This is a genomic window from Nonomuraea sp. PA05, assembly GCF_008086045.1.
In the GTDB taxonomy this organism is placed as follows: Bacteria; Actinomycetota; Actinomycetes; order Streptosporangiales; family Streptosporangiaceae; genus Nonomuraea; species Nonomuraea monospora.
In genome coordinates, this window is sequence record NZ_VSEY01000031.1 from 118471 (window position 1) to 140064 (window position 21594).

Genomic DNA, 21594 nt, shown 5'->3' on the forward strand with positions numbered 1-21594 from the left:
CGTGAAGGACGGCGGGCAACAGGACGCTGGCCGCGCAACGCGCGCGCCGTCGCTGGCCGATCTGATCATCGTCCTGACCGCGCTGGTGGCGCTGGTCGGCGGATCGCTGGCGTTGTTCGGCCTGGACGCCCTCGACGGCCCGATGCAGGTCGCCCTCGTGTTGTGCGCGCTGGTCGCGATGCTGGTGGTGCTGAAGAACGGGCACCGCTGGGAGGAGATCGAGGCCAGCGGGCAACGGGCGCTGTCCTCGATCACCAGCGCGGTCTTCATCCTGCTCGCGGTGGGCGCGCTGATCGGCACCTGGAACATGTCGGGGACTATCCCGACCCTGGTCTCCTACGGGATCCAGGTGCTGTCGCCCGGGTGGTACTACGCCGCCACCGCGCTGATCTGCGGCATCGTGGCCATGTCGATCGGCAGCTCCTGGACCACGGCGGCGACGGTCGGGGTCGGCCTGGTGGGCATCGCGACCATGCTGGGCGTGTCGGCGCCGATCACCGCCGGGGCGGTGATCTCCGGCGCGTACCTGGGAGACAAGCTGTCACCACTGTCGGAGACCACCGTGCTGACCGCGCAGATGGTCCGGGTGAACGTCTACGAGCACATCAAGCGCCAGGCATGGACGTCCATCCCCGCCTTCGTCATCGCCTTCGCGCTGTTCCTGCTGATCGGGCAGATCTGGGGCCCCGCCGCGACAGACCTCGGGGACACCGCCGGAGAACTGGCCGCTCTCGGCGACCTCTACTGGATCACCCCGCTCAACCTGCTGCCGCTGCTCCTGCTGGTCGTGCTGTCGGTACGCAAGGTGCCGGCGACACTGGCGCTCATGGCAGCGGCGATCTTCGCCGGGATCGTGGGCGTCTTCACGCAGCCCGCGGTGATCCGCGCGTTCGTCGGCGAACCCGCCCTGAACTCGGTCGCCGCCGGGATCAAGGCGGTCTGGCGGGCCATGGCGAACGGGTTCGAGAAGAGCTCGGGCCTCGCCGACGTCGACCGGCTGCTGTCGCGCGGCGGGATGGACAGCATGCTGCCCACCCTGTGGCTGATCATCGGCGCGGTCACGTTCGGCACCCTGCTGGAGGAGTTCGGGCTGCTCAACCGGCTCATCGAGCCGATGGTGCGGGCGGCCAGGAGCACCGGCCGGTTGTTCGTGACGGTCTTCGCCAGCGCCTTCGGCCTCAACCTCATCGCCGGCGACCAGTACATCGCGCTGGTGTTGCCGACCCGGATCTACCGGGCCGAGTTCGCCCGGCGCGGCCTGGCGCCGGCGAACCTGTCGCGCCTGGCCGCCGACAGCGGGACGGTCACCTCACCGCTGGTGCCCTGGAACTCCTGCGGGGCGTTCATGGGCGCGGTGCTGGGCGTGCCGACCCTCGCCTACCTGCCGTTCTGCTTCTTCAACATCGCCAGCCCGCTGCTCAGCATGGTGTACGGCGTCACCGGCTTCAGGATCGAGCGGCTCCCGCCGCAGCACGCACCGGACCAGGACGTGAAGGGCGGGTCGCCATCGTGAGCCAGACCAGCACGCACACCGAGGGCGCGCGGAAGATGTCGCTGACGGTCCTGACCGCGATGGTGGTCGGATCGATGGTCGGCGCCGGCGTGTTCTCGCTGCCGCGCAACTTCGCCCAGGCCACCGGGGTGCTCGGCGCGGTCGGCGCCTGGCTGATCGCCGGGGTGGGCATGCTGATGCTCGCCTTCGTCTTCCAGACGCTGGCGGTGCGCAAGCCGCACCTGGACGCCGGCGTGTACGCCTACGCCAAGGCGGGGTTCGGCGACTACCCGGGCTTCTTCTCCGCCTTCGGCTACTGGGCCAGCGCGTGCGTGGGCAACGTCTCGTACTGGGTGCTGATCAAGTCGACCCTCGGCGCGGTGGTCCCCGCGTTCGGCGAGGGCGCCACGATCGCCGCGGTGGCGGTCTCTGCGGTCGGCGTGTGGGCCTTCCACTTCATGATCATGCGCGGCGTACGCGAGGCGGCCAGGATCAACCAGATCGTCACGGTCGCCAAGCTCCTGCCGATTCTGCTGTTCGTCGTGATCCTGGCGGTGGCGTTGCGCGGCGACGTGTTCGGCCCGAACCTGTGGGCCGACGCCGCACGCACCCCCGGCGCGCTGTTCGAGCAGGTCAGGGCGACCATGCTGGTGACCGTGTTCGTGTTCCTGGGGGTGGAGGGGGCGAGCGTCTACTCCCGCTACGCCCGCCGGCGCGCGGACGTGGGCCGGGCCACCGTGCTGGGCTTCCTGGCCGTCCTCGCGTTGTTCGCCTCGGTGACCATCCTGTCCTACGGCGTGCTGCCCAAGGACGAGACGGCGAAGCTGCGCCAGCCGTCCATGGGCGGCGTGCTGGAGTCGGTCGTGGGCGCGTGGGGCGCGGCACTGATCGGCGCCGGGCTGATCGTCTCGGTGCTCGGCGCGTACCTGGCGTGGACGCTGATGGCCGCCGAGGTGCTGTTCGTGGCCGCCAAGGACCATGACATGCCCGCCTTCCTCGCCCGCGAGAACGAGCGCGAGGTGCCGGTCCCCGCTCTCGTCATGACCAGCACGCTCATCACCGCCGTGCTGGCCGTCACCGTGTTCTCCGACGACGCCTTCACCTTCACGCTGGAGCTGACCAGCGCGCTGTCGCTGATCCCCTACCTGCTCGCCGCCGGGTACGCGCTGCGCCTCGCCCTCACCGGCGAGACCTACCGCGACACCCCCGCGGGCCGCGGCAAGGATTTGACGATCGCGGCGCTCGCCACCGCCTACACCGCCTTCCTGATCGTCGCGGCAGGGCTGAAGTTCGTGCTGCTGTCGTGCGTCGTCTACGCCCCCGGCACCATCCTGTTCGTCCTGACCCGCCGGGAACGCGGGCTGCGCCCCTTCTCCACCCCGGAGCTGATCCTGTTCGCCGTCGTCGCCGCCGGAGCGATCCTCGGCATCACCGGCCTGGTCACCGGCCGCATCACCATCTAGTCCGTACACAGAGAGGACGAACACACCAGTGAGCGATCAGCCCTACGGGGTGCACTCCGAGGTGGGCGCCCTGCGCAAGGTCATCGTGCACCGGCCGGACCTGTCGCTGCGCCGGCTCACCCCGTCCAACAACCACGAGCTGCTGTTCGACGACATCCTGTGGGTGGAGCAGGCACAGGCCGAGCACGACGCCTTCGTCCAGGTGATGCGCGAGCGCGGGATCGAGGTGTACCACCACCACGAGCTGCTCGCCCAGGCGCTGGAGGCGAGCTTCGAGGCCAAGCAGCGCGCCGTCGAGCACGCCGTCACCCATCTGACCGTCGGCCCTGCCCTGGTGGACGGCGTCCGCGAGACCCTGGCCGGATGGAGCGGGGACAAGCTGGCCAGGCACCTCATCGGCGGCCTGACCAAGGAAGAGTTCGGCGTGGCCGACCTGGACGGCCGCTCGCTGGTGGCCGCCTCCTGCCACCCGCGCGAGTTCATCCTGCCCGCGCTGCCCAACTCGCTCTACCAGCGCGATCCCGCTGCCTGGCTGTACGGCGGGGTGTCGCTCAATCCGATGTACTTCCACGTCCGGCTGCTGGAGACGATGAACCAGTCCACCATCTACCACCACCATCCGATGTTCGCCGGCGAGGACTTCGGCTACTGGTACCCCTACGCGGGCGAGGACGACCGCTTCAACGAGGAGTCCTACGGCAACGCCGCCATGGAGGGCGGCGACATGATGCCCATCGGCAACGCGACGGTGGTGATCGGGATCAGCGAACGCACCAACCCGCGCACGATCGAGCATCTCGCCATGTCACTGTTCGCCGCGGGGGCCGCCGAGCGGGTCATCGCCGTGGAGGTGCCCAAGGCCCGCTCCTACATGCACCTGGACACCGTCTTCACCTTCCTGGACGCCGACAAGGCCAGCGCCTTCCCGCCGTTCCTGGAAGCGGCCGTCGCCTACAGCCTGCGGCCGGGCGACAAGAGCGGCACCCTCGACGTCCACCGCGAGCCGGGCCTGCTTCCGGCCCTGGAGAACGCGCTGCGCATCCCGCGCCTGGACATCGTGCCCACCGGCGGCGACGACTACCAGCAGGCCCGCGAGCAGTGGGACTCCGGCAACAACTTCTTCGCCCTGGCCCCGGGCGTGGTCGTCGGCTATCACAAGAACCAGTTCACCAACCGCAAGCTGCGTGAGCACGGTGTGGAGGTCATCGAGATCGAGGGCTTCGAGCTCGGCAAGGGCCGCGGCGGCACCCACTGCATGACCTGCCCCATCCAGCGCGATCCCGTCTGAACGAAATTCCCCATGAACCAGCAAGTAGGCGCTTACGGTGAGGTTCGCAGCCCTCCCTCACCCCACGGCTTCGCGGCCGGAGAGGATGTCATGCGCCACCTGACCGTCTTCGACCTCGACGGCACCCTCGTCGACTCCCCGCGCGCGATCGTGGAGACCTTCACCGCCGCGTTCGGCGCGCTGGGCGTCACCGCGCCGGAGGCCGCGGCCATCCGCGCGACGATCGGGCTGCCGCTCGAACGGGCCTTCGGCGGGCTGCTGGGCGTCTCACCCGATGACGAGCTGGTGACGGGCGAGGTGAGCTGCGCGGCCTGGGCGTCACCTCGGCCGTGGCCACCAGCAAGTTCCACGCCGGCGCCGAGGCGTTGCCGCGTGCGGCCGGGCTGCGCGAACGGTTCGCGCTGGTGGTGGGCGCGGACGAGGTGGCCAGGCCGAAGCCGCATCCCGACTCGGGAGAGCTGGTGCTGCGGACCCTGCGGGTGACGGCCCGGGACGCCGTGGTAGTAGGTGACACCGTGCACGATATTCACATGGCCCACGGCGCGGGCATGCGCTCGATCGCCGTCACGTACGGTGTCCAGAGCCGCGACGAGCTGGCCGCCGCCGCGCCCACCGGGTTCGCCGGTTCCTTCGGCGAGGTCGTCGCCCAGCTCACCACCGCCTTCCGCCCCACGCCTGAGGGGGTGGCGAGATGACCGGACGCGACCCCCACCAGCCGCCCGCCGCCTCCGAGACGGTGACGGGCGGGCGGGCGCTCGACTGGCTGCTGGCCATCGCGGGCGGCGTGCTGCTGACCCTGATGACGCAGGCCAACGCCGTGCTGGCCCGCCACACCGACGCCTTCTACGCCTCGTGGGCCGCGCACGGGGTCGGCGCCGTGGTGGCGTTCGCCCTGGTCCTGCTCTTCGCCCGGCGCCGCCCCGCCCCGATCCCGGACGCGGGCAGGACGCCGCTCTGGTTCTACCTGGGCGGCATCCCCGGCGCGCTCGTCGTCGTCCTGTCCGCCGTCGCCGTCAACAGTGAGCTGGCCCTGGCGGGGACGATCGCCCTGATGCTCACCGGCCAGGTGGTCTTCGGCACCGCCGCCGACCACCTGGGTCTGCTGCGCACCCCCAAGCGCCGCGTCACGGGCACGGACCTGGCGGTCGCCGGGTGCGTGCTCGCCGGCAGCGTGCTGATCGTGCTCGGCGGAGCGTGACGCCGTGCTCTTCTTCGTTATTCTCGCGCTGGTCAACGGCGTGCTCATCGGCGCGAGCCGCACCATCAACGGCCAGCTCAGCACCCGGGCGGGCGCGTTCAGGGCCTCCGTGTGGAACCACGTGGTGGGCTTCGTCTTCCTGAGCGCCGTCCTGCTCGTCCTGCGCGTGTGGCCGGACCTCACGGACGTGCCCGTCGCCGCCTACGCGGGCGGCGTGATCGGCGCGCTGTTCGTGGCCGTCAACAGCTACGTGTTCCCGAGGCTGGGCGCCATGAGCGCGTCCGTGCTGGTGATCAGCGGGCAGGTGCTGTCCGCCGTGGTGATCGACTGCGTCCAGCAGCGCACGCTGCCCGCGCCGATCAGGATCGCCGGCGTGGCGCTCGTGCTCCTGGGGCTCAGCCTGCCCCGCCTAACGGCCCGTCTCCGGCAAAGGGAGATCAGCAAGTGCCCAACAGAGAAGAAGTGATCGACGAACTACTGAACGACCGCACCTACCACATCGAGTTCAACGGCCATCTGACCAACCACGCCAAGCACGCCGTCGTCGCCCTGGCCGCCGGGATCAGGGCGTACTACGACGCGTACGCGAAACTCACCTCCTACGGCTCCGGCCTGGAGGCGCCCAAGCCGGACCAGCACGTCACCGAGGCCAACTGCTGGAGGCGGGCCTGGACCGGCTCTCGTTCACCGAGCACGACGTGACCACGCCGGTGGGCGCCACCTACCGGGGCTCCGGCACGCGACGGACGTGTGCGCCGTGGCCGTGGTCAGGGCCGGGAAGAGCATGGAGGCCGAGCTGCGCGACATCCTGCCCGGCGTCCGCACCTCGGGTCATGACTCGCCGGGCTCGAGCGCCTCAAGGACAAAAGCCACAAACCCAACCTTGCCCTCGTAATCGGGATACTCGTCAGGGAACAGCTCACGGGCCGCCGGATCGACCTGCGGCTCGTCGAGGACCGCGACCCGGAAACCAGCGGCGGCGAACGCGTCGATCATCGCGTGCAGCGGCCGACGCCAGAACGTCATCGGGTACGACTTCCCGCCGAACGTCCACTCGTCGGTGAAGCTGGTGGTGGAGAAGTAGCTGGGCCGGGGAGGGGGCTGGCTCACGTGATCCACGTACGGGTGGTGCACCGACATGATGAGCCGCCCGCCCGTCCTGAGCACACGGCGGATCTCGGCCAGCGCCGGCCCCCAGTCCTTCAGGTAGTGCAGCACCAGCGACGCGACCACGTCGTCGAAGGAGCCGTCGTCGAACGGCAGAGGGTCGCGCAGGTCGGCGAGGCGCAGGTCGGCGTCGTCGCCGAGCCGCCGTCTGGCCAGCGCCAGCATCCCGGCGCTGAAGTCGGTGGCGGTGACGACGGCGCCGCGGTCGCGCAGCGCGGCGGCCAGGGGGCCCGAGCCGCAGCCGACGTCCAGGACCCGGCGGCCGGAGACGTCTCCGGCGAGTGCCATGATGGCGGGGCGCGCCCAGTACGCGTTCATGATGTTGTTCTCGGTCTCCGCCGAGTACGCCTCGGCGAAGGCGTCGTAGTTGTTCACCTGGGCCGGATCCACGGGCCCGGTGGCGGCCGAGACCCATGAAGGATGCCCGGTGGTCACGTGTATGTCGGCTGAGCGTTCCATCGTCACACCCTAACGATCACTACCGCGACATACCCGGGATATACCGCACGTCCCTACATTTGCGCGCATGTCTGCCACGTGGCGGCGACTCGCCGTCCTCATTCTGCTCTCCGCGTTCCTGGTGCCCGCCCCTCCGGCCGCCGCTGCGGCACTGTCCGACGCGGGCTTCTTCGGCAGGTGGACGTCCGGCGCCTGGACGGTGGGCCCGCGGCTGAACTACGCGCTGACGGACCTGAAGCCCGTGGAGACGGCGGTCAAGGCGGGCAACTACGCGCTGGCCAAGCAGCGACTGCTGGATTACTACCGCGCGCGCCCCGCCATCGAGGCCGGGAGCTTCTCGCACACGACGTGGCCGGGCGCGATCGAGCTGACCGCCGACCACATCTGGACGCTCGGCTCGGGCGAGGTCTACGTCAGGACGCTCACGTTCGGCCCGGGAGAGACCACGGTCGCGGCCGACGTCACCAGCAGCATCAACAGCGGTAAGTCCGGATTTTTCCTGATGAGCCGCTACAAGGATCCGGTGATCGCCCTCATCAACAGCAGGAGCAAGGGGTCCGGCAAGCCCGCCCTGCGGCTGACCCTGGCCGACGGCTCCACGCGTACGCTCAACCCCTCGCACGACACCTACATCTGGGCGGCGCATCCGGCCGGCGTCTACGGCGCCAAGTACTCCATGCAGGTCAGCGACCAGGGCGCGGCGGCGTTCAGCGACGAGACGCGCAAGGCGTACCTGCGCTTCGACCTCGACGGCGTCACAGGCGTGAAGAAGGCGGAGCTGACACTGACCGGCTCGGCCGACTCCGCGAAGGACCTCATGCTGTTCGGCAACGCCGAGACCTTCGACGAGGCCACCCGCACCTGGTCCAACACGGTGCAGAACACCTTCTCCTGGGAGGGCGACCCCGGTGGCTTCGACTGGAAGCTGCCCGCCGGCGCCGACATGGAGTACTTCTACCAGTTGCCCCGCTTCTACTTCGCCGGCCCGCTGGCCCTGGAGTACCGCAAGACCGGCGACGAGCGGTACGCCCGCACGCTGATCGGCCTGATGACCGACTTCATCAAGGACGCCGACGGCTACGACGCCGACCAGGGCGCAGGCTCCTACCCGGGCAACCTGCACGCCGCCCGCCGCCTGCACAACTGGATCGCCGCCTACGAGATCCTGCGCAAGAGCCCGTCACTGACGGCCGAGGCCAACACGGCGATCCTCAAGACGATGAACCGGGCGGGCCTGTACCTGCAGGTGAACGTGAACGGCACGCCGAACAAGATGCAGTCGCAGAAGATCACGCTGCTGCACGCCTCGGTCTACTTCCCCGAGTTCCGCGTCGCGCCCGCGTGGCGCACCAACGCCGCCGGCTTCCTGTCGGCCCAGCTCAGCGACTCCACCTACGCCGACGGCGGCTACAAGGAGTCCACCGACGCCTACCTGCGGGGCTATCTGAGCCAGTACGTGGACGTCGTCGCCTTCATGCGGCGCAACGGCATCACGTTCACCGCCACCGCCAAGCTGCGGCAGCTCGGCCGCTTCCTCATGGACCAGAGCTACCCCAGCGGGTACGGCCCGGCCTACGGCGACAGCGACTCCCTCGACCTGCGCGGCACCCTGCAGAAGCTGGGCGAGCTGCTCGGCGACCCCGAACTCCTCTACGTCGGCACGTCCGGCAAGTCGGGCCAGAAGCCCGCGCACACCTCGGCGCTCTACCCGGACACCCGGGTCGCGATCTCCCGCTCCGGCTGGACCGCCGCCGACTCCCACCTGCGGATCAACGCCGACCGCGGCAACCACAGCCACCCGGACGAGCTGGCGATCACCGCCTACGCCTACGGCCGCCCGCTCCTGCCCGACATGGGCACCTTCACCTACAGCACCGACGCCCGCTCGAAGTGGCTGCGGGCCACCACCGAGGCGCACAACACGATCGAGATCGACGACCAGGCGCAGACCTCGACCGCGGCCGGCGGGATCTCGCACCTGATCGGCAACCCGGCCTTCGACCTGATCGGCGCGAACACCGAGAGCTCCGCCGGCGTCCGCCACGAGCGTTCCGTCCTGTCGCTGCACTCGAGCCTGTGGGTGGTCTCCGACCGGCTCAAGCCCGCCGACAGCGCCAAGGAGCACCGCTACGAGCAGAACTGGCATCTCGCCCCCGCCGCCGACCCCGCGCTCCGCGCCGGAACGGAGGCGACGACAACCGCCTTCCCGGCGGGCGCGAACCTCACGATCGTCCCCGCCGACCCCGGCGAGGTGGCCTCCAGCCTGCGGGACGGCTACTACGCGCCGCGCTTCTACTCGGTGGAGAACGCGAAGTACGCCTCCTACGTCAGGACGGGCAAGGGGCAGACGGCCTTCGACACCCTCCTGGTTCCGTCCAAGGGCGCGGCCGACACCTCGGTGACGGTGGAACGGCTGCCGGTGGCCGGCGCGGAGCCGTACGAGGCGACGGCGCTGAGCCTGAGCGGCGGCGCGGGGGTCTACTACAAGTCGTGGGCCGCGAAGGCGCCGCGCACGTTCGGCTCCTACGCCTTCGACGGCAAGCTGCTGCACGCCGATGCCGGGTCGATCGTGATGGTGGACGGCTCGTCGCTCGCGCGCGACGGCGTGACCCTGGTCAAGGCGCCGGCCCCGGTCGCGGACCTGGCCGTGACGTTCGGCGCGGACGGCACCGTGCGCATCGACGGCAGCGGGCTGACCGCGAGCACCGACCCGGCCGAGGCCATCGCGATCTCGGCGCCGGACGCCACCAAGGTGGTGCTCAACGGCGTGGCCGTGCCCTTCGAACGCGCGGGCTCCCTCGTCTACGCCGCCGCCTGACCTCAAGCACCGGGAGCCGCCGCCTGACCTCAAGGCTCCAACCGGGACTCGAACCGGACCGTGACCTGGCCACCCGCCGAGGCCAGCCTGTCCAGCCCGGCGCTGACGACGCCGAGCCGGACCAGGCCCGGGTCGGGCACGGTCTGGCCGAGATCGTCGTAGTAGACGGCGATCATCCCGTTCGACGGCCAGAAGTAGACCTCGCCAGGGACGGGATCGCGCACCGCGGCCCCGTCCCTGGCCGTGATGGCCTGCGGCAGGCGCCCCACCTTGGCCTGCCCCCACGCGTCCGTCAGCCGAAGGGTCAGCGGCAGCATCGCGGCGAACTGCCGTGACGGAGGCGTGCCGGTGCCGGCGTGGCCGCCGACCCGCAGCACCAGAGCCGTCCCCGCGGTGACGGCCGCCTGCGGGCGGGTGGTGGGCGGAGGCGCGCACCCGGCCAGGACGGCGGTCAGCAGAGCGCAGGCCAGGCGGCGGAGCCGGGCGGTCACAACGTCGGTCATGGCGTCCAGCACAGCCGAGCGGGCCGGGGCTGGGGAGTCACTGCTGATGGGTGTACTGACAGTGCATCCCACGCCGCGCCCGGACCAGCGTACGGTCAAGGCATGGACAACCGGTCCGAAGTGCGCGAATTCCTCACCTCGCGCCGCGCCAAGATCACGCCCGCGCAGGCGGGGCTGCCCGTCGCCGGGCAGCGCCGCGTCCCCGGGCTGCGCCGCAGCGAGGTCGCCGCCCTGGCCGGGATGAGCGTGGAGTACTACGCCAAGCTCGAACGCGGCCACCTGGCGGGCGTGTCGGCCGGCGTCCTGGACGCGCTGGCCCGCGCCCTGCACCTGGACGACGCCGAACGCGCCCATCTGCTGCGCCTGGCGCGCGAGGCCGACGGCAGCAACGCCATCCTGCGCCGCCGCCGGCCGAAGCAGCCGGTGGCACGCCCCGGCCTGCAGTGGATGCTCGACACCATCACCACCGCCCCGGCCATCATTGGCAACGACCGGTCGGATCTGCTGGCCGCCAACCACCTCGGCCGCGCCCTGTACTGCGACGTCCACACCGACCCGGCCCTGCCGCCGAACTTCGCCCGCTTCACCTTCCTCGACGGCGCCGCCCGCCGCTTCTACCCCGACTGGGACCTGGCCGCCGACATGACCGTGGCCAACCTGCGCACCGCCGCCGGGAAGGACCCGCACGACAAGGGCCTGCACGACCTGGTGGGCGAGCTGTCCACCCGCAGCGACGACTTCCGCCGCCGGTGGGCGGCGCACAACGTCCGCACCCACGGCACCGGCGTCAAGCACTTCCACCACCACGCCGTCGGCGATCTCACCCTCACCTACGAGAGCATGGACCTGCGGGCCGACCCCGGCCTATCGATGACGATCTACGCCGCCGAGCCCGGCTCCCCCTCCGAGGACGCGCTGCGGCTGCTGGCCTCCTGGGCGGCCACCCGGCCGCCCGCCGAGACCCGCTGACCGCGGGAAGGTCCGGGTCAGGGGCCTGTGCGGTGAGCAGAGCAGCAGTGCCCCTTGCCGAGCAGGCCGCCCGGTAAACCAGCAGCCCGCCGGGAACAGTGCGGCCCACCGGCCGGGTTGAGCCGTACAGCACGACGAGGAGAACCACCATGCCGACCACTTCGCCCGTCATCCGGGTCAGCGACGTCCACCTGCGCGACCACCGGTGAGCGCCGACCCGCGGGGGCCGGGCCTGGTCGCGGAGATGGAGCGGCGGCAGGTCGCCGTCTACGTGGGCGCGATCGCCGCCGGCGGCGCGGCGGGCTGGGCCGCTCCCGGCCTGGGCCCGGCGCTGGAGCACGCGATCAATCCCGTGCTGGCGGCTCTGCTGTACGTGACGTTCCTCCAGGTGCCCGCCGCCGAGCTGGTGCGGTCGCTGCGCGCGGGACGGTTCCTGGCGGCGGCGCTGACGGTGAACTTCGCCGTCGTGCCGCTCGTCGTCGCCGCCATGTTCGCCTTCCTGCCCGCCGACCAGGCGGTACGGCTGGGCGTGCTGCTGGTGCTGCTGACGCCGTGCGTCGACTACGTGATCGTCTTCACCGGCCTGGCCGGGGGTGACGCCCAGCGGTTGCTGGCCGCCACCCCGCTGCTCCTGCTCGCCCAGATGGCCGTGCTGCCGGTGCTGCTGGTGGCGTTCATGGGCGCCGGCCTGGCCTCCGTGGTCGAGCCTGGGCCGTTCGTGCGGGCGTTCGCGGTGCTGATCGTCATCCCGCTGACGCTGGCCTGGCTGACGCAGGCGTGGGCGGCCCGCCGCCCCGCCGGGCGCGCACTCGCGAAGGGGGCGGGGACGGCGATGGTGCCGCTGATGGCCGTCACCCTGATCACCGTGGTCGCCTCCCAGGTGCCGGAGCTGGACGGCAACCTGGACGCGGTCGCCGCCGTGGTGCCGTTCTACGTGCTGTTCCTGGTCGTGATGGCCGGCGCGGGGCTCGCCGTGGCCCGCCTGTTCCGCCTGGACGCGCCCGCCGGCCGGGCGGTCGTCTTCACCGGCGCCACCCGCAACAGCCTGGTCGTGCTGCCGCTCGCGCTGGCCCTGCCCGACCGGCTCGCCGTCGCCTCGGTCGTCGTGGTCGCCCAGACCCTGGTGGAGGTGGTGGGCATGGTCGTCTACGTCCGCCTGGTGCCCAGGCTGCCGTGGTCAGGCCCGGACCGGCAGTGACCGGCCCGGCAGTCGCGCAGGCTCTGCGCCGCCGCGCTCCGGACCGCCGCCAGCTCGGCCATCTTCGCGTCGATCCCAGCGGCATCCGCTTCCGGTCGCGCGCCGTGCTGGAGGAGCTCTACCGCCTGCCCGGCAGTGCCTCACCCGCCGAGCGCGAAGCAGGCCGCCTCCTCGGCGTGCAGCCTGGCGCTCGGCAACACGGGGACGGCGGTGTCCTTCTCGCTGATCAGCAGCTCGATCTCCGTGCAGCCGAGGATCACCCCCTCCGCTCCGGCGTCAGCCAGGCCGGCGACGATCCGGGCGAACGCGTCCCTGGACGACTCCCGCAGCACCCCGCGCACCAGCTCCTCGAAGATCACCCGATGGACCAGCTCCCGCTGCTCACGCGGCGGCACCACCACCTCGAAGCCCTGGGCGGCCAGCCGGTCCCGGTAGAACGGCTGCTCCATGGTGAACCGCGTGCCCAGCAGCCCGACCCTGCGCATCCCTCTCGCGCGGGCCTGCGCGGCCACGACGTCGGCGATGTGCAGCACGGGCACGCTCGCGGCCCGCGCCACGTCGTCACTCACCCGGCTGAAGGTGTTGCTGCAGACCAGCAGCACCTCGGCGCCCGCCTCCTCCAGTTTCCTGCCCGCCCCCGTCAGCATCCTGCTCACCTCGTCCCAGCGGCCCGCGAAGACGAGGTCCTCGACCGTCGTGTAGTCGACCGACCAGATGAGGCTGTTGGCGGAATGGCTGCCGCCGAGCCGCTCCCGTACGCGCTGGTTGATGATCTGGTAGTAGATCACCGTCGACTCCCAGCTCAACCCGCCGATCAGCCCAATGGTGCGCATGAGACTCCGTTCCCCTGACTCGCGCCGGACAGCGCACGGGCGCAGGCGCTGAGCCCGATCTCGCTGGACGCCTTCACGAACACCACGTCCCCCGGCTCCAGCAACGCCACGGCCAGCCCGACGGCCCCGGCCACGTCCTCCACCGTGTGCACGGCCACGCCCTGGCCGGCGGCCCGCGCCGCCTCCGCCATCGCGCGCGGATCCCCCTCGCCGACCGCGATCAGCACGGTGAAGCCCAGCTCGGCGACGAGCGCGCCGATCTCCGCGTGCCGGGCGCGCGAAGCCTGCGCCTGCTGCCCCATCGCGCCGAGCACCGCCACGGTACGACGACCGCCCGCCAGCGCCCGCACCGCCCGCAGCCCGGCCCTCATCGACTCGGGATTGGCGTTGTACGCGTCGTTGACCACGGTGACGCCGTCGGGCCGTTCGACGATCTCCAGCCGCCCTCCGGACCGCCGCCGCGCCGCGTTCAGCCCTTGGGCGATGTCCGCGACGTCCAGCCCCAGCGCGCTCGCGACGGCGGCAGCCGCCAGGGCGTTGCCCACCTGGTGCTCGCCCATGAGGTCGAGCCCGACCGCGGCCCGACCGGACGGTGTCACCAGCTCGAACGCGGCGCGTGCCCGATCGTCCAGGCGCACCCCCTCGGCCCGCACCGACGCGCGCGCCGACCTGCCGAACCACACGACCCCGGCCCTGGTGCGGGCTTCCATCGCCGCCACGTACGGATCGTCGGCGTTGAGCACCGCGATCCCGTCCGCCGCCAGCGCCTCGACCAGCTCGCCCTTGGCCTGGGCCACGTCCGCCAGCCCGCCGCCCATCCGCTCCACGTGCGCGGAGCCGACGTTCAGCACCAGCCCGACCCGGGGCGGCGCGAGGCCGGTCAGGTACGTCAGGTCGCCCTTGCGGCCCGCGCCCATCTCCAGCACCAGGTACCGGGTCGCGGCGTCGGCACGCAGCACCGTGAGCGGCAAGCCGAGCTCGTTGTTGAACGACCTGTCGGTGGCGACCGTCGCACCGTGCCGTTCGAGCACCTGCGCCAGCAGGTCCTTGGTCGTGGTCTTGCCCACCGACCCGGTCAGCCCGATCACGACCGGGCTGATGCGTCCGAGCACGTGCCTGGCCAGCAGGCCGAGCGCGGCCTGGACATCCTCGGCCACCAGGGCGGGCACGCCGACGGGCCTGGAGGCCAGCACGGCGACGGCACCGCCGGCGACCGCCCGCTCCGCGTAGTCGTGACCGTCCACGCGGGCGCCCGCCGTCGCGGCGAACAGCCCGCCGGGCGCCACCTCACGCGAGTCCACCGCCGAAGGCGCCGTCACCAGCGCCTCCGGGTCAGGCACGTCCGCGAGCCGCGCGCCGGTCACCTCGGCGATCTCCCGCAACGTCATGGGGATCACGAGCCGCTCCTGACCAGTGCCAGGTCGATCAGCCGCCGCAACAGCTCCCCGTACGGGACGCCGCTCGCGGCCCACGCCCTCGCGTACACGGAACGGGCCGTGAACCCGGGCATGGTGTTGATCTCCCCGACGTACAGCCGCCCCGTCCCCTCCTCGTACAGGAAGTCGACCCGGGACAGGCCGTAACCGCCGATCGCCCGGAACGCGCGCAGCGACAGCTCCCGCACCTCCCCGGCCACCCGTTCCGGCAGCACGGCCGGGATCGTGGCGATCTCGGCCGGGCTGAGGTACTTGGCCTCGTAGTCGAGCCACTCCCCCGGCACGATCAGCTCACCCGGCACCGACACCTCAGGCGCGTCGTAGCCGCCCAGCACGCCGCAGATGAGCTCCCGCGCCGACACGCCCTGCTCGACGACGACCACCCGGTCGTGGGCCAGCGCCGCGTCCACCCCCGCGCGCAGCTCCGCCATCGAGGTGACCCGCGAGATGCCGATGGAGGAGCCCATGTTGGCCGGTTTGACGTACATCGGCCAGTCGAGCGGCTTCACCAGCCCCCACGGGTCCGTGGTGGTGCGCCACTCGTGCTCGGTGAACCACACGTGCGGGGTGACGGGGATGTCCTCCGCCAGGAACGCGCGCCGCATCGCGACCTTGTCCATCGCCACGGCCGAGGCCAGCACGCCGCAGCCCACGTACGGGAGGCCCAGCGTCTCCAGGTGTCCCTGCACGACGCCGTCCTCGCCGAACGGACCGTGCAGCACGGGGAAGACCACGTCCACCGGCTCTCGCCGCAGCTCCACCGGCCATCTGCCCTGCCGGTCGATGATCACGGCGATGGGCTCGTACCGGTCTCTCGGCAGCGCGTCGAGCACGGCCTGCGCCGACTGTAACGACACCTCGTGCTCGGCGGACGGGCCGCCTGCCAGCACAGCCACGCGCAAGCGTTCAGTCACGATCTTTCAGCCTTCCTCGGTGGAACTGATCCCCTCCACTGTCGGCTGGTCGTATCCGCGCCTCGTCATCGCTGTGTCATGGCTGTGTCACGGCGGGGTTCTGCTCAGTGCGGGAAGGCGAACGGGCGGGACGGGATCGCGTCGAGCGCGGCCAGGGTCTCCTCGTCGAGGGTGATCGCGCCGGCCGCCAGGTTCGCCTCCAGGTGGCTCACGTCGGCGGTGCCCGGGATGAGCAGCGCCCGAGGGGACAGGTGGAGCAGCCAGGCCAGCGCGACCTGCGCCGGGGTGCACCCCAGGCGGTCGGCGGCGGCGAGCACGGCCGGCTCGTCGGTCACCTTCGCCATGCCCGGCAGCGCGCCGCCGAGGGGGAAGTACGGCACCCAGGCGATCCGCTCCGCCTCGCACAGCCGGAGCACGTCCTCCTCGTCGCGGGACACCAGGCTGTAGGCGTTCTGCACGCACACGATGCCGGCGGGCAGGGCGCGGCGCAGGATGTCGCCGGTCACGCTGCTCAGCCCGATCGCGCCGATCTTGCCCGCCTCGCGCAGCGCGATCAGCTCCGCGAGCTGGTCGTCGAGGTCCACCACCTGGTCCGCGGGGGCGGGGACGGTGACGCCCGCGTCCATGCGGCGCAGGTTGACGACCGGGATCCGCTCCAGCCCGAGCGTGGTCAGGTTCTCCTCGACACCGGCGCGCAGCTCCTCTGGACGTTGCGCCACGCGCAGCGGGGCAGGGCCGCCGGGATCGGAGACGGCGCCGACCTTGCTGACGATCAGGACGTCGTCCGCAGGCCTGAGCGCCTCGCGGATGATCTCGTTGACGAAGCCGTCGCCGTAGAACTGGGCGGTGTCCACGTGGTCGGCGCCGAGGTCCAGCGCGTGGCGCAGCACGGCCACGGCGGCAGGGCGGTCGTCGTGCAGGCGGGCGAGCTGCATCGCGCCGTAGCCGACGCGCGCGACCGTGCGTCCGGCCAGCTCGCCGGGGCCTCCGGGACGCGGGGCGGGATGGGACATCATGGAGTACCTGCTCTCGTGAGAGAATGCCAGCAAAACGGAGGGACCTCCGTTACATCCACCGTAGCACTACCGGAGGTGCCTCCGTTTTGACCGGTCCCGCCACGCCGCCACCGCCCCACAGCCCGCCAGGCTCGCCGGAGCCCGCCGACCGGCCGGTCCGCCGGGACGCGCGGCGCAACCGCGACAAGCTCATCGCCGCCGCCCAGGCCGCCTTCGCGGCAGCCGACGGCCCCGTCGCGCTGGAGTCGATCGCCCGCCAGGCCGGAGTCGGCATCGGCACCCTGTACCGCCACTTCCCCACCCGCGAGGACCTCGTGGACGCGGTCTACGCCGCCGAGCTCGACGCCGTCACCGCGAGCGTCCCCGCCCTGCTCGGGCAGCACCCCGCCGACGTCGCCCTGCGGGCCTGGATGGGCCGCTACGCCGCGTTCGTCGCCACCAAGCGCGGGATGATGGAGACGCTGCGCGCGGGCTTCGCCTCCGGACGCATCGCCCCGCCCTCACGCGAACGGGTCACCGCCACGATCGCCGCCATCCTGGAACGGGGCGCCGAGGCGGGCACCCTCCGCGCGGACGTGGACCCGGACGACGTCACCACGATGCTCATCGGCGTGTTCGTCGCCATCGCGGGCGGCGCCCCCGACGAGCAGATCGGCCGCCTGCTCGACCTCCTCACCGACGCGCTCCGCCCGGGAGCCGCCGCAGGACCCTGATCGCCGGTCATGGTGCGAACCGCTCGGGGCGGAAGCCGTCCAGCAGGTCGTCCCGCCTCCCGCCGAGGATCTCCGCGGCGAGCAGCCGTCCGGCCACCGGCCCGAGCGTGATCCCGCTGTGCGTGACCGCCTCGTAGTAGCTCGGCACGGACGGCACCGCCCCCACCGAGGGAAACCCGTCGCCCGGGATGGGCCGGAAAGCCACCCGCGTCTCCGCGATGCGCGCGCCGCCCAGCCCGGGAACGACGCGCCGCGCCGAGGCGTGCAGCAGCCGCCCGAGCTCCGCGGGCTCCTCGCCCGTGTCGATGAGCGCGTCGATCTCGCGGCTGTGCAGCACCACGGAGGCGTCCCCGTCAGGGCGGATCTCGACGTGCGGCGCGTGCATGGCCCGCCCGATCGGGACCTCCGCACAGCTGAGCCGGGTGACGACGCCGGGTTCCCTGCGCATCGGCAGGCGCCGCCCGACCAGCTCGGCGACCTGGGAAGCGCTGGGGCCCGCCGCGTTCACGACGGCGTCCACGCCGAGACGGCTGCCGTCGGACAGCACGACCGCCCTGACGCTCCCGTCGGCGCCGGTGCCGATCTCGCGGACCCCGGCCCCGAACCGCCGCTCGGCGGCTGTCTGGCCGACCAGGCGGCCGACGAGACGGCGCCCGTGCACCCACGCCTCGTCGGGGTAGAGCACGACCGGCGCCTCGCCGGGCACCGCGAGGCCGGGTTCGAGCCGCCGCGCCTCGGCCCCCGTGCACACCTCCACCCCGTAGTCCCAGGCGGCCAGCAGTTCGGCGGTCTCCAGGAGCCTGGCCTCCGCCGCCGGGTCGTCCGTCCAGCGCAGGTGACCGCTGGGGTACCACCAGGAGTCCGGCCCGATGGCGGCGGCCAGCTCGCGATAGGCCGCCATGCCTGCGACGTTCAGGTTGTAGTAGGCCCTGCTCACGGTCTTGTTGCTGGCGTTGACCCACGAGAAGGACCAGTTGGTGACGCCTTCGCCCGGCTGGGCGGCGTCGATGAGGATCACTTCGGCGCCCTGCCGGGACAGGTTCCAGCCCACGGCGGCCCCGAGGATGCCCACTCCGATGACGGCGACCCTCTTTCCCATGAGGACTTCCTACCCACGTACAGGCGTTGCCAGGGCCATGATCACACCACCATGATCGACCCAAGCCGACACCGCATGGAGGAACGACATGCTGAACGTGATCGGCGCGGGATTCCCGCGCACCGGTACGAGCTCGATGAAGGCGGCACTGGAGCGGCTGGGCTTCGGGCCCTGCCACCACATGTTCGACGTCGGGTCCGACCCCGACAGGGCGCGGCGGTGGGCGCCCCTGGCCGACCCCGGCACGGTGCCGGACTGGGACCACGTGTTCGAGGGCTTCCATTCCGCCGTGGACTGGCCGGCCTCGTTCTTCTGGCGCGAGCTGGCTGCCGCGTACCCGGAGGCCAAGGTGGTCCTCACGGTACGCGACCCGCACACCTGGATCGCGAGCATGCAGGCGCTCATCGCCAACGGGCCCGCGCGGTTACAGGCCGACAAGCTCGCACCGGAGATGGCCCCGCTGGTCGAGAACATGAACACCACCCGTCCGCTGCTCGAACGCATGATCCGGGAGGGGCTGGGCAGCGACCGGGCCTTCGGCGAGCCTCTCGACGAGAAGGACAGCCTCCTGGCGTTCGAGCGGCACGTGGCCACGGTGCAGGAGAGCCTGCCGCCCGAGCGGCTGCTGGTGTTCGACGTGCGGGAAGGGTGGGAGCCGCTCTGCCGCTTCCTGGGCGTGGACGTCCCCGCCGGGGAGCCGTTCCCGCACCTGAACGACAGCAAGGTGATGGAGCAGTCGATCGACAGGCTGCTGCAGGGGGAGAACATCGGGCTTCCGTTCCACCCCGCGAGCTGACGCCCCGCGCCGCCGGCGTGTGTCCTGGATCACTTGCCGCACCTGTCACGGCGGCGGCCGCCTGCCCGTCCAGACCGGGAATCCCCGAGGACGAGCAAGGATGATCATGAAGAGCACGTCTCACACCTGGCGGCGCTGGACGGCGGCCGTGCTGGCGCTGCTGGTGGCCGCGGCGCTGTTCGGCGCCTACGGCTGGCAGCCGGCCGAGGAGGGCCGCGGCTTCCGCTCGCCGTACCTGGCGCAGGCCGGTTCCCGCTACGCCGACACCCGCCTCGCGCGTTTCCACTACGTGCGGGCGGGGTCCGGCAGCCCGGTGATCCTGCTGTCGCCCGGCGGCACCTCGGTCGTAGGCTGGAAGGAGCAGGTCGGCGTGCTGGCCGCCGACCACACCGTCTACGCGGTGGACCTGCCCGGCCAGGGCTACACCGAGCTGAAGGACCAGAGCTTCGCCTACGACCTGGACGCCATGGTCGCCGCCGTCGCCGGCTTCATGGACGCCGTCGGCGTGCGGCGGGCCGCCCTGGCGGGCAACTCCTGGAGCGGCGGCTGGGCGCTGGCCTTCGCCCAGCGCCACCCCGGCCGCGTCAGCAGGCTCGCCCTCCTGGACGCCACGGGCCTGGACGAGCCGGGCACCTGGATGTGGGAGGCCCTGAAGGTCCCCGTGGTCGGGGAGCTGGCCGTCAAGCTCTCCACGGGCAAGTCCACCGTGCGCGGGCTGGTCGAGGGCATGATGGTCAACAAGGGGCGCATCACCGGCGAGCTGGTGGACGAGTGGTGGGCGCCGCTGACCTTCCACGACAACATCCGCGCCACCTACCTGCTGGAACGCCGCCTGGACTGGGCGCGGACCGAACGCGCCCTGCCCGCCACCAGGACGCCCGCTCTGGTGTTGTGGGGCGCGCAGGACACCGTTCAGCCCGTCGAGCGCGCCCACCGCTTCGCCGGGCTGCTGCCGGACGCCCGGCTCCAGATCCTGGACGGCTGCGGCCACCTGCCCCAGCTCGACTGCCCAGAAGCGGTCAACCGCCACCTCCTGGCGTTCTTCGCCGCCTAGCGCGGACCGATCCCGCCGAAGGTGACGGATTGGAACAGCGGCCGCATCCCGCCGGTCTTGATCGGGCCGTGGATCAGCTTGAGGTCGCCGTCCGGCTCCACGGCGAACGTGAGGAGCTCCGAACGCAGCGTGCTGACGTAGGCCCGCTGCCCGTCGGGGCTCAGCGCGATGCCGACCGGGCCGCGTCCCGCCTCGAACGGGGCGCTGGGGACGGGCTTCAGCGAGCCGTCGTCGTGCTTGATGGTGAAGCCCCAGACCTTGGTGGCGGCCTCAGGGTCGTCGTTCAGTGCGCCGCTGGTGACGTACAGGTGCTCGCCGTCGGGCGCGACGGCGGTGCTGGAGGGCACGTCGGGCGCGGTGTACGGCGAGCCGGGGACGGCCTTGAGCGAGCCGTCGGCGCCGATCGCGAAGCCGAAGAGCTGGCGGGGTGACACGCTGGTCAGCGACTCGCAGGCGACGTAGAGGTAACGCCCGTCGGGGGTGACCGACAGGCCCTGCCCGCCGCGCTCGATCGGTTCCGGCTTGCCGAGCCTGCTCAGCTTGCCCCCCGGGCCTACCTCGAAGACGACGACGAAGCCGGGCGGCCCGGTGTCCGGGATGACGGCCGGGCGGCCGTGGCTGACGAACAGGAAGCGGCCGTCGGGGGTCATGGCGAGGCCGCGCGGGCTGTTCTCGCCGGTGGAGACGGGTTCGCCCAGCTCGGACAGGCGGCCGTCCACGCCGACGGAGAACGCCGACACGGTGCCGTCCTCGGTGTTGGCGGTGTAGAAATTTTTGCCCGAGGGAGCGATGACGCTGCCGAACGGGAAGTCGCCCGTCCCCACCGGAGGCGCGAGCACCGTGAGCCTGCCGTCGTCGCCCACCCGGTACTGGTGGACGCTGTCGTCGCGCGCCGTCGCGACGTAGGCGGTGCGGCCGTCGGCGGAGAGCTGGAGCTGCCGCGGCTGATCCCCCGTGTCGATGAGCGGCTTCTCCAGCGCCGGTTTTCCCGACAGGTCCAGCCTGAACAGCGAGATGTTGTTGGAGTCGCCGTTGGTGACGTAGAGCGTGCCGCCGCCGGCGGCGGCTCCGGCCGGCGCGCCGGCGAGCAGCACGCTCGCGGTCAGTACGGCGAGCGCGGCCAGAGCCGGGCGGGATCCGGGCGTGGCGGGCCGGCGCGGGGAACGGGTCGATCGCAT

21 protein-coding genes and 1 pseudogene are annotated in these 21594 nt (G+C 71.9%); 14 read left to right on the plus strand and 8 right to left on the minus strand.

The window, feature by feature from the left end:
• Position 1 precedes the first annotated feature (1 nt).
• From nhaC to FXF51_RS39815, 8 genes and pseudogenes are all read left to right on the plus strand, one after another.
• Positions 2 to 1513, plus strand: a complete 1512-nt coding sequence (gene nhaC / locus FXF51_RS39785; protein WP_222871654.1) for a Na+/H+ antiporter NhaC — start codon at positions 2 to 4, stop codon at positions 1511 to 1513.
• Positions 1510 to 2955 carry a basic amino acid/polyamine antiporter gene (locus tag FXF51_RS39790; protein ID WP_262380123.1) on the plus strand — a complete coding sequence of 482 codons (1446 nt, stop codon included), beginning with the start codon at positions 1510 to 1512 and terminating at the stop codon, positions 2953 to 2955. The genes nhaC and FXF51_RS39790 overlap by 4 nt, the downstream gene beginning before the upstream one ends.
• Positions 2956 to 2983: 28 nt before the next feature.
• Positions 2984 to 4243 carry an arginine deiminase gene (locus FXF51_RS39795; protein ID WP_148439938.1) on the plus strand — a complete coding sequence of 420 codons (1260 nt, stop codon included), beginning with the start codon at positions 2984 to 2986 and terminating at the stop codon, positions 4241 to 4243.
• Between the two features lie 90 nt (positions 4244 to 4333).
• Positions 4334 to 4486, plus strand: a pseudogene (locus tag FXF51_RS63915) (HAD hydrolase-like protein); the annotation flags it as partial.
• 68 nt (positions 4487 to 4554) lie between these two features.
• Complete coding sequence (locus tag FXF51_RS63035; RefSeq protein ID WP_262380130.1) at positions 4555 to 4938, plus strand: HAD family hydrolase; 384 nt, start codon at positions 4555 to 4557, stop codon at positions 4936 to 4938.
• Entirely contained in the window at positions 4935 to 5441 is a 507-nt protein-coding gene (locus tag FXF51_RS39805) for a DMT family transporter (protein WP_148439939.1), read from the plus strand. Before FXF51_RS63035 ends, FXF51_RS39805 begins: the two co-directional genes overlap by 4 nt.
• A gap of 4 nt (positions 5442 to 5445) precedes the next feature.
• Complete coding sequence (locus tag FXF51_RS39810) at positions 5446 to 5907, plus strand: DMT family transporter (protein WP_148439940.1); 462 nt, start codon at positions 5446 to 5448, stop codon at positions 5905 to 5907.
• On the plus strand, positions 5886 to 6143 hold the full coding sequence (locus FXF51_RS39815; protein WP_148439941.1) for a hypothetical protein: 258 nt from the start codon (positions 5886 to 5888) through the stop codon (positions 6141 to 6143). The genes FXF51_RS39810 and FXF51_RS39815 overlap by 22 nt, the downstream gene beginning before the upstream one ends.
• Positions 6144 to 6272: 129 nt before the next feature.
• Here FXF51_RS39815 and FXF51_RS39820 read toward each other — a convergent pair whose 3' ends face one another.
• Entirely contained in the window at positions 6273 to 7067 is a 795-nt protein-coding gene (locus FXF51_RS39820) for a class I SAM-dependent methyltransferase (protein ID WP_148439942.1), read from the minus strand.
• A gap of 67 nt (positions 7068 to 7134) precedes the next feature.
• On the opposite strand from FXF51_RS39820, the gene FXF51_RS39825 reads away from it, so the two are divergent.
• On the plus strand, positions 7135 to 9885 hold the full coding sequence (locus tag FXF51_RS39825; protein ID WP_148439943.1) for a heparinase II/III family protein: 2751 nt from the start codon (positions 7135 to 7137) through the stop codon (positions 9883 to 9885).
• Between the two features lie 29 nt (positions 9886 to 9914).
• On the opposite strand, the gene FXF51_RS39830 is transcribed toward FXF51_RS39825, so the two are convergent.
• Positions 9915 to 10388 carry a cyclophilin-like fold protein gene (locus FXF51_RS39830; protein WP_148439944.1) on the minus strand — a complete coding sequence of 158 codons (474 nt, stop codon included), beginning with the start codon at positions 10386 to 10388 and terminating at the stop codon, positions 9915 to 9917.
• A gap of 102 nt (positions 10389 to 10490) precedes the next feature.
• On the opposite strand from FXF51_RS39830, the gene FXF51_RS39835 reads away from it, so the two are divergent.
• Together FXF51_RS39835 and FXF51_RS39840 are read left to right on the plus strand one after the other, a co-directional pair.
• Complete coding sequence (locus FXF51_RS39835; protein WP_148439945.1) at positions 10491 to 11357, plus strand: helix-turn-helix domain-containing protein; 867 nt, start codon at positions 10491 to 10493, stop codon at positions 11355 to 11357.
• Between the two features lie 205 nt (positions 11358 to 11562).
• On the plus strand, positions 11563 to 12555 hold the full coding sequence (locus tag FXF51_RS39840) for an arsenic resistance protein (protein ID WP_262380124.1): 993 nt from the start codon (positions 11563 to 11565) through the stop codon (positions 12553 to 12555).
• A gap of 140 nt (positions 12556 to 12695) precedes the next feature.
• On the opposite strand, the gene FXF51_RS39845 is transcribed toward FXF51_RS39840, so the two are convergent.
• From FXF51_RS39845 to FXF51_RS39860, 4 genes are all read right to left on the minus strand, one after another.
• Positions 12696 to 13388, minus strand: a complete 693-nt coding sequence (locus FXF51_RS39845) for an aspartate/glutamate racemase family protein (protein ID WP_148439946.1) — start codon at positions 13386 to 13388, stop codon at positions 12696 to 12698.
• On the minus strand, positions 13370 to 14785 hold the full coding sequence (locus tag FXF51_RS39850; RefSeq protein ID WP_148439947.1) for a UDP-N-acetylmuramoyl-tripeptide--D-alanyl-D-alanine ligase: 1416 nt from the start codon (positions 14783 to 14785) through the stop codon (positions 13370 to 13372). The genes FXF51_RS39845 and FXF51_RS39850 overlap by 19 nt, the downstream gene beginning before the upstream one ends.
• The gene (locus FXF51_RS39855; RefSeq protein ID WP_148439948.1) at positions 14782 to 15738 is read right to left on the minus strand and encodes a D-alanine--D-alanine ligase family protein; all 957 of its coding nucleotides are present in this window, start codon (positions 15736 to 15738) and stop codon (positions 14782 to 14784) included. The genes FXF51_RS39850 and FXF51_RS39855 overlap by 4 nt, the downstream gene beginning before the upstream one ends.
• Before the next feature lie 104 nt (positions 15739 to 15842).
• Positions 15843 to 16754, minus strand: a complete 912-nt coding sequence (locus tag FXF51_RS39860) for an aldo/keto reductase (protein ID WP_148439949.1) — start codon at positions 16752 to 16754, stop codon at positions 15843 to 15845.
• A gap of 86 nt (positions 16755 to 16840) precedes the next feature.
• Here FXF51_RS39860 and FXF51_RS39865 point away from each other — a divergent pair, with 86 nt between their 5' ends.
• On the plus strand, positions 16841 to 17467 hold the full coding sequence (locus FXF51_RS39865) for a TetR/AcrR family transcriptional regulator (protein ID WP_262380125.1): 627 nt from the start codon (positions 16841 to 16843) through the stop codon (positions 17465 to 17467).
• Between the two features lie 7 nt (positions 17468 to 17474).
• On the opposite strand, the gene FXF51_RS39870 is transcribed toward FXF51_RS39865, so the two are convergent.
• Complete coding sequence (locus FXF51_RS39870) at positions 17475 to 18566, minus strand: NAD(P)/FAD-dependent oxidoreductase (RefSeq protein WP_148439951.1); 1092 nt, start codon at positions 18564 to 18566, stop codon at positions 17475 to 17477.
• Between the two features lie 88 nt (positions 18567 to 18654).
• Between FXF51_RS39870 and FXF51_RS39875 the strand changes: the two genes are divergently transcribed.
• Entirely contained in the window at positions 18655 to 19362 is a 708-nt protein-coding gene (locus tag FXF51_RS39875) for a sulfotransferase family protein (protein ID WP_148439952.1), read from the plus strand.
• 106 nt (positions 19363 to 19468) lie between these two features.
• Positions 19469 to 20416 carry an alpha/beta fold hydrolase gene (locus FXF51_RS39880; protein WP_187414823.1) on the plus strand — a complete coding sequence of 316 codons (948 nt, stop codon included), beginning with the start codon at positions 19469 to 19471 and terminating at the stop codon, positions 20414 to 20416.
• Here FXF51_RS39880 and FXF51_RS39885 read toward each other — a convergent pair.
• Positions 20413 to 21594 carry a lactonase family protein gene (locus FXF51_RS39885; protein WP_187414824.1) on the minus strand — a complete coding sequence of 394 codons (1182 nt, stop codon included), beginning with the start codon at positions 21592 to 21594 and terminating at the stop codon, positions 20413 to 20415. The genes FXF51_RS39880 and FXF51_RS39885 overlap by 4 nt on opposite strands.

Coding starts and splice junctions, on each gene's coding strand:
- FXF51_RS39805 (WP_148439939.1), top strand. CDS start 4,935: ATGACCGGACGCGACCCCCACCAGCCGCCCGCCGCCTCCGAGACGGTG.
- FXF51_RS39820 (WP_148439942.1), bottom strand. CDS start 7,067: ATGGAACGCTCAGCCGACATACACGTGACCACCGGGCATCCTTCATGG.
- FXF51_RS39825 (WP_148439943.1), top strand. CDS start 7,135: ATGTCTGCCACGTGGCGGCGACTCGCCGTCCTCATTCTGCTCTCCGCG.
- FXF51_RS39830 (WP_148439944.1), bottom strand. CDS start 10,388: ATGACCGACGTTGTGACCGCCCGGCTCCGCCGCCTGGCCTGCGCTCTG.
- FXF51_RS39835 (WP_148439945.1), top strand. CDS start 10,491: ATGGACAACCGGTCCGAAGTGCGCGAATTCCTCACCTCGCGCCGCGCC.
- FXF51_RS39845 (WP_148439946.1), bottom strand. CDS start 13,388: ATGCGCACCATTGGGCTGATCGGCGGGTTGAGCTGGGAGTCGACGGTG.
- FXF51_RS39860 (WP_148439949.1), bottom strand. CDS start 16,754: ATGATGTCCCATCCCGCCCCGCGTCCCGGAGGCCCCGGCGAGCTGGCC.
- FXF51_RS39870 (WP_148439951.1), bottom strand. CDS start 18,566: ATGGGAAAGAGGGTCGCCGTCATCGGAGTGGGCATCCTCGGGGCCGCC.
- FXF51_RS39875 (WP_148439952.1), top strand. CDS start 18,655: ATGCTGAACGTGATCGGCGCGGGATTCCCGCGCACCGGTACGAGCTCG.
- FXF51_RS39880 (WP_187414823.1), top strand. CDS start 19,469: ATGAAGAGCACGTCTCACACCTGGCGGCGCTGGACGGCGGCCGTGCTG.
- FXF51_RS39885 (WP_187414824.1), bottom strand. CDS start 21,594: ATGCGATCGACCCGTTCCCCGCGCCGGCCCGCCACGCCCGGATCCCGC.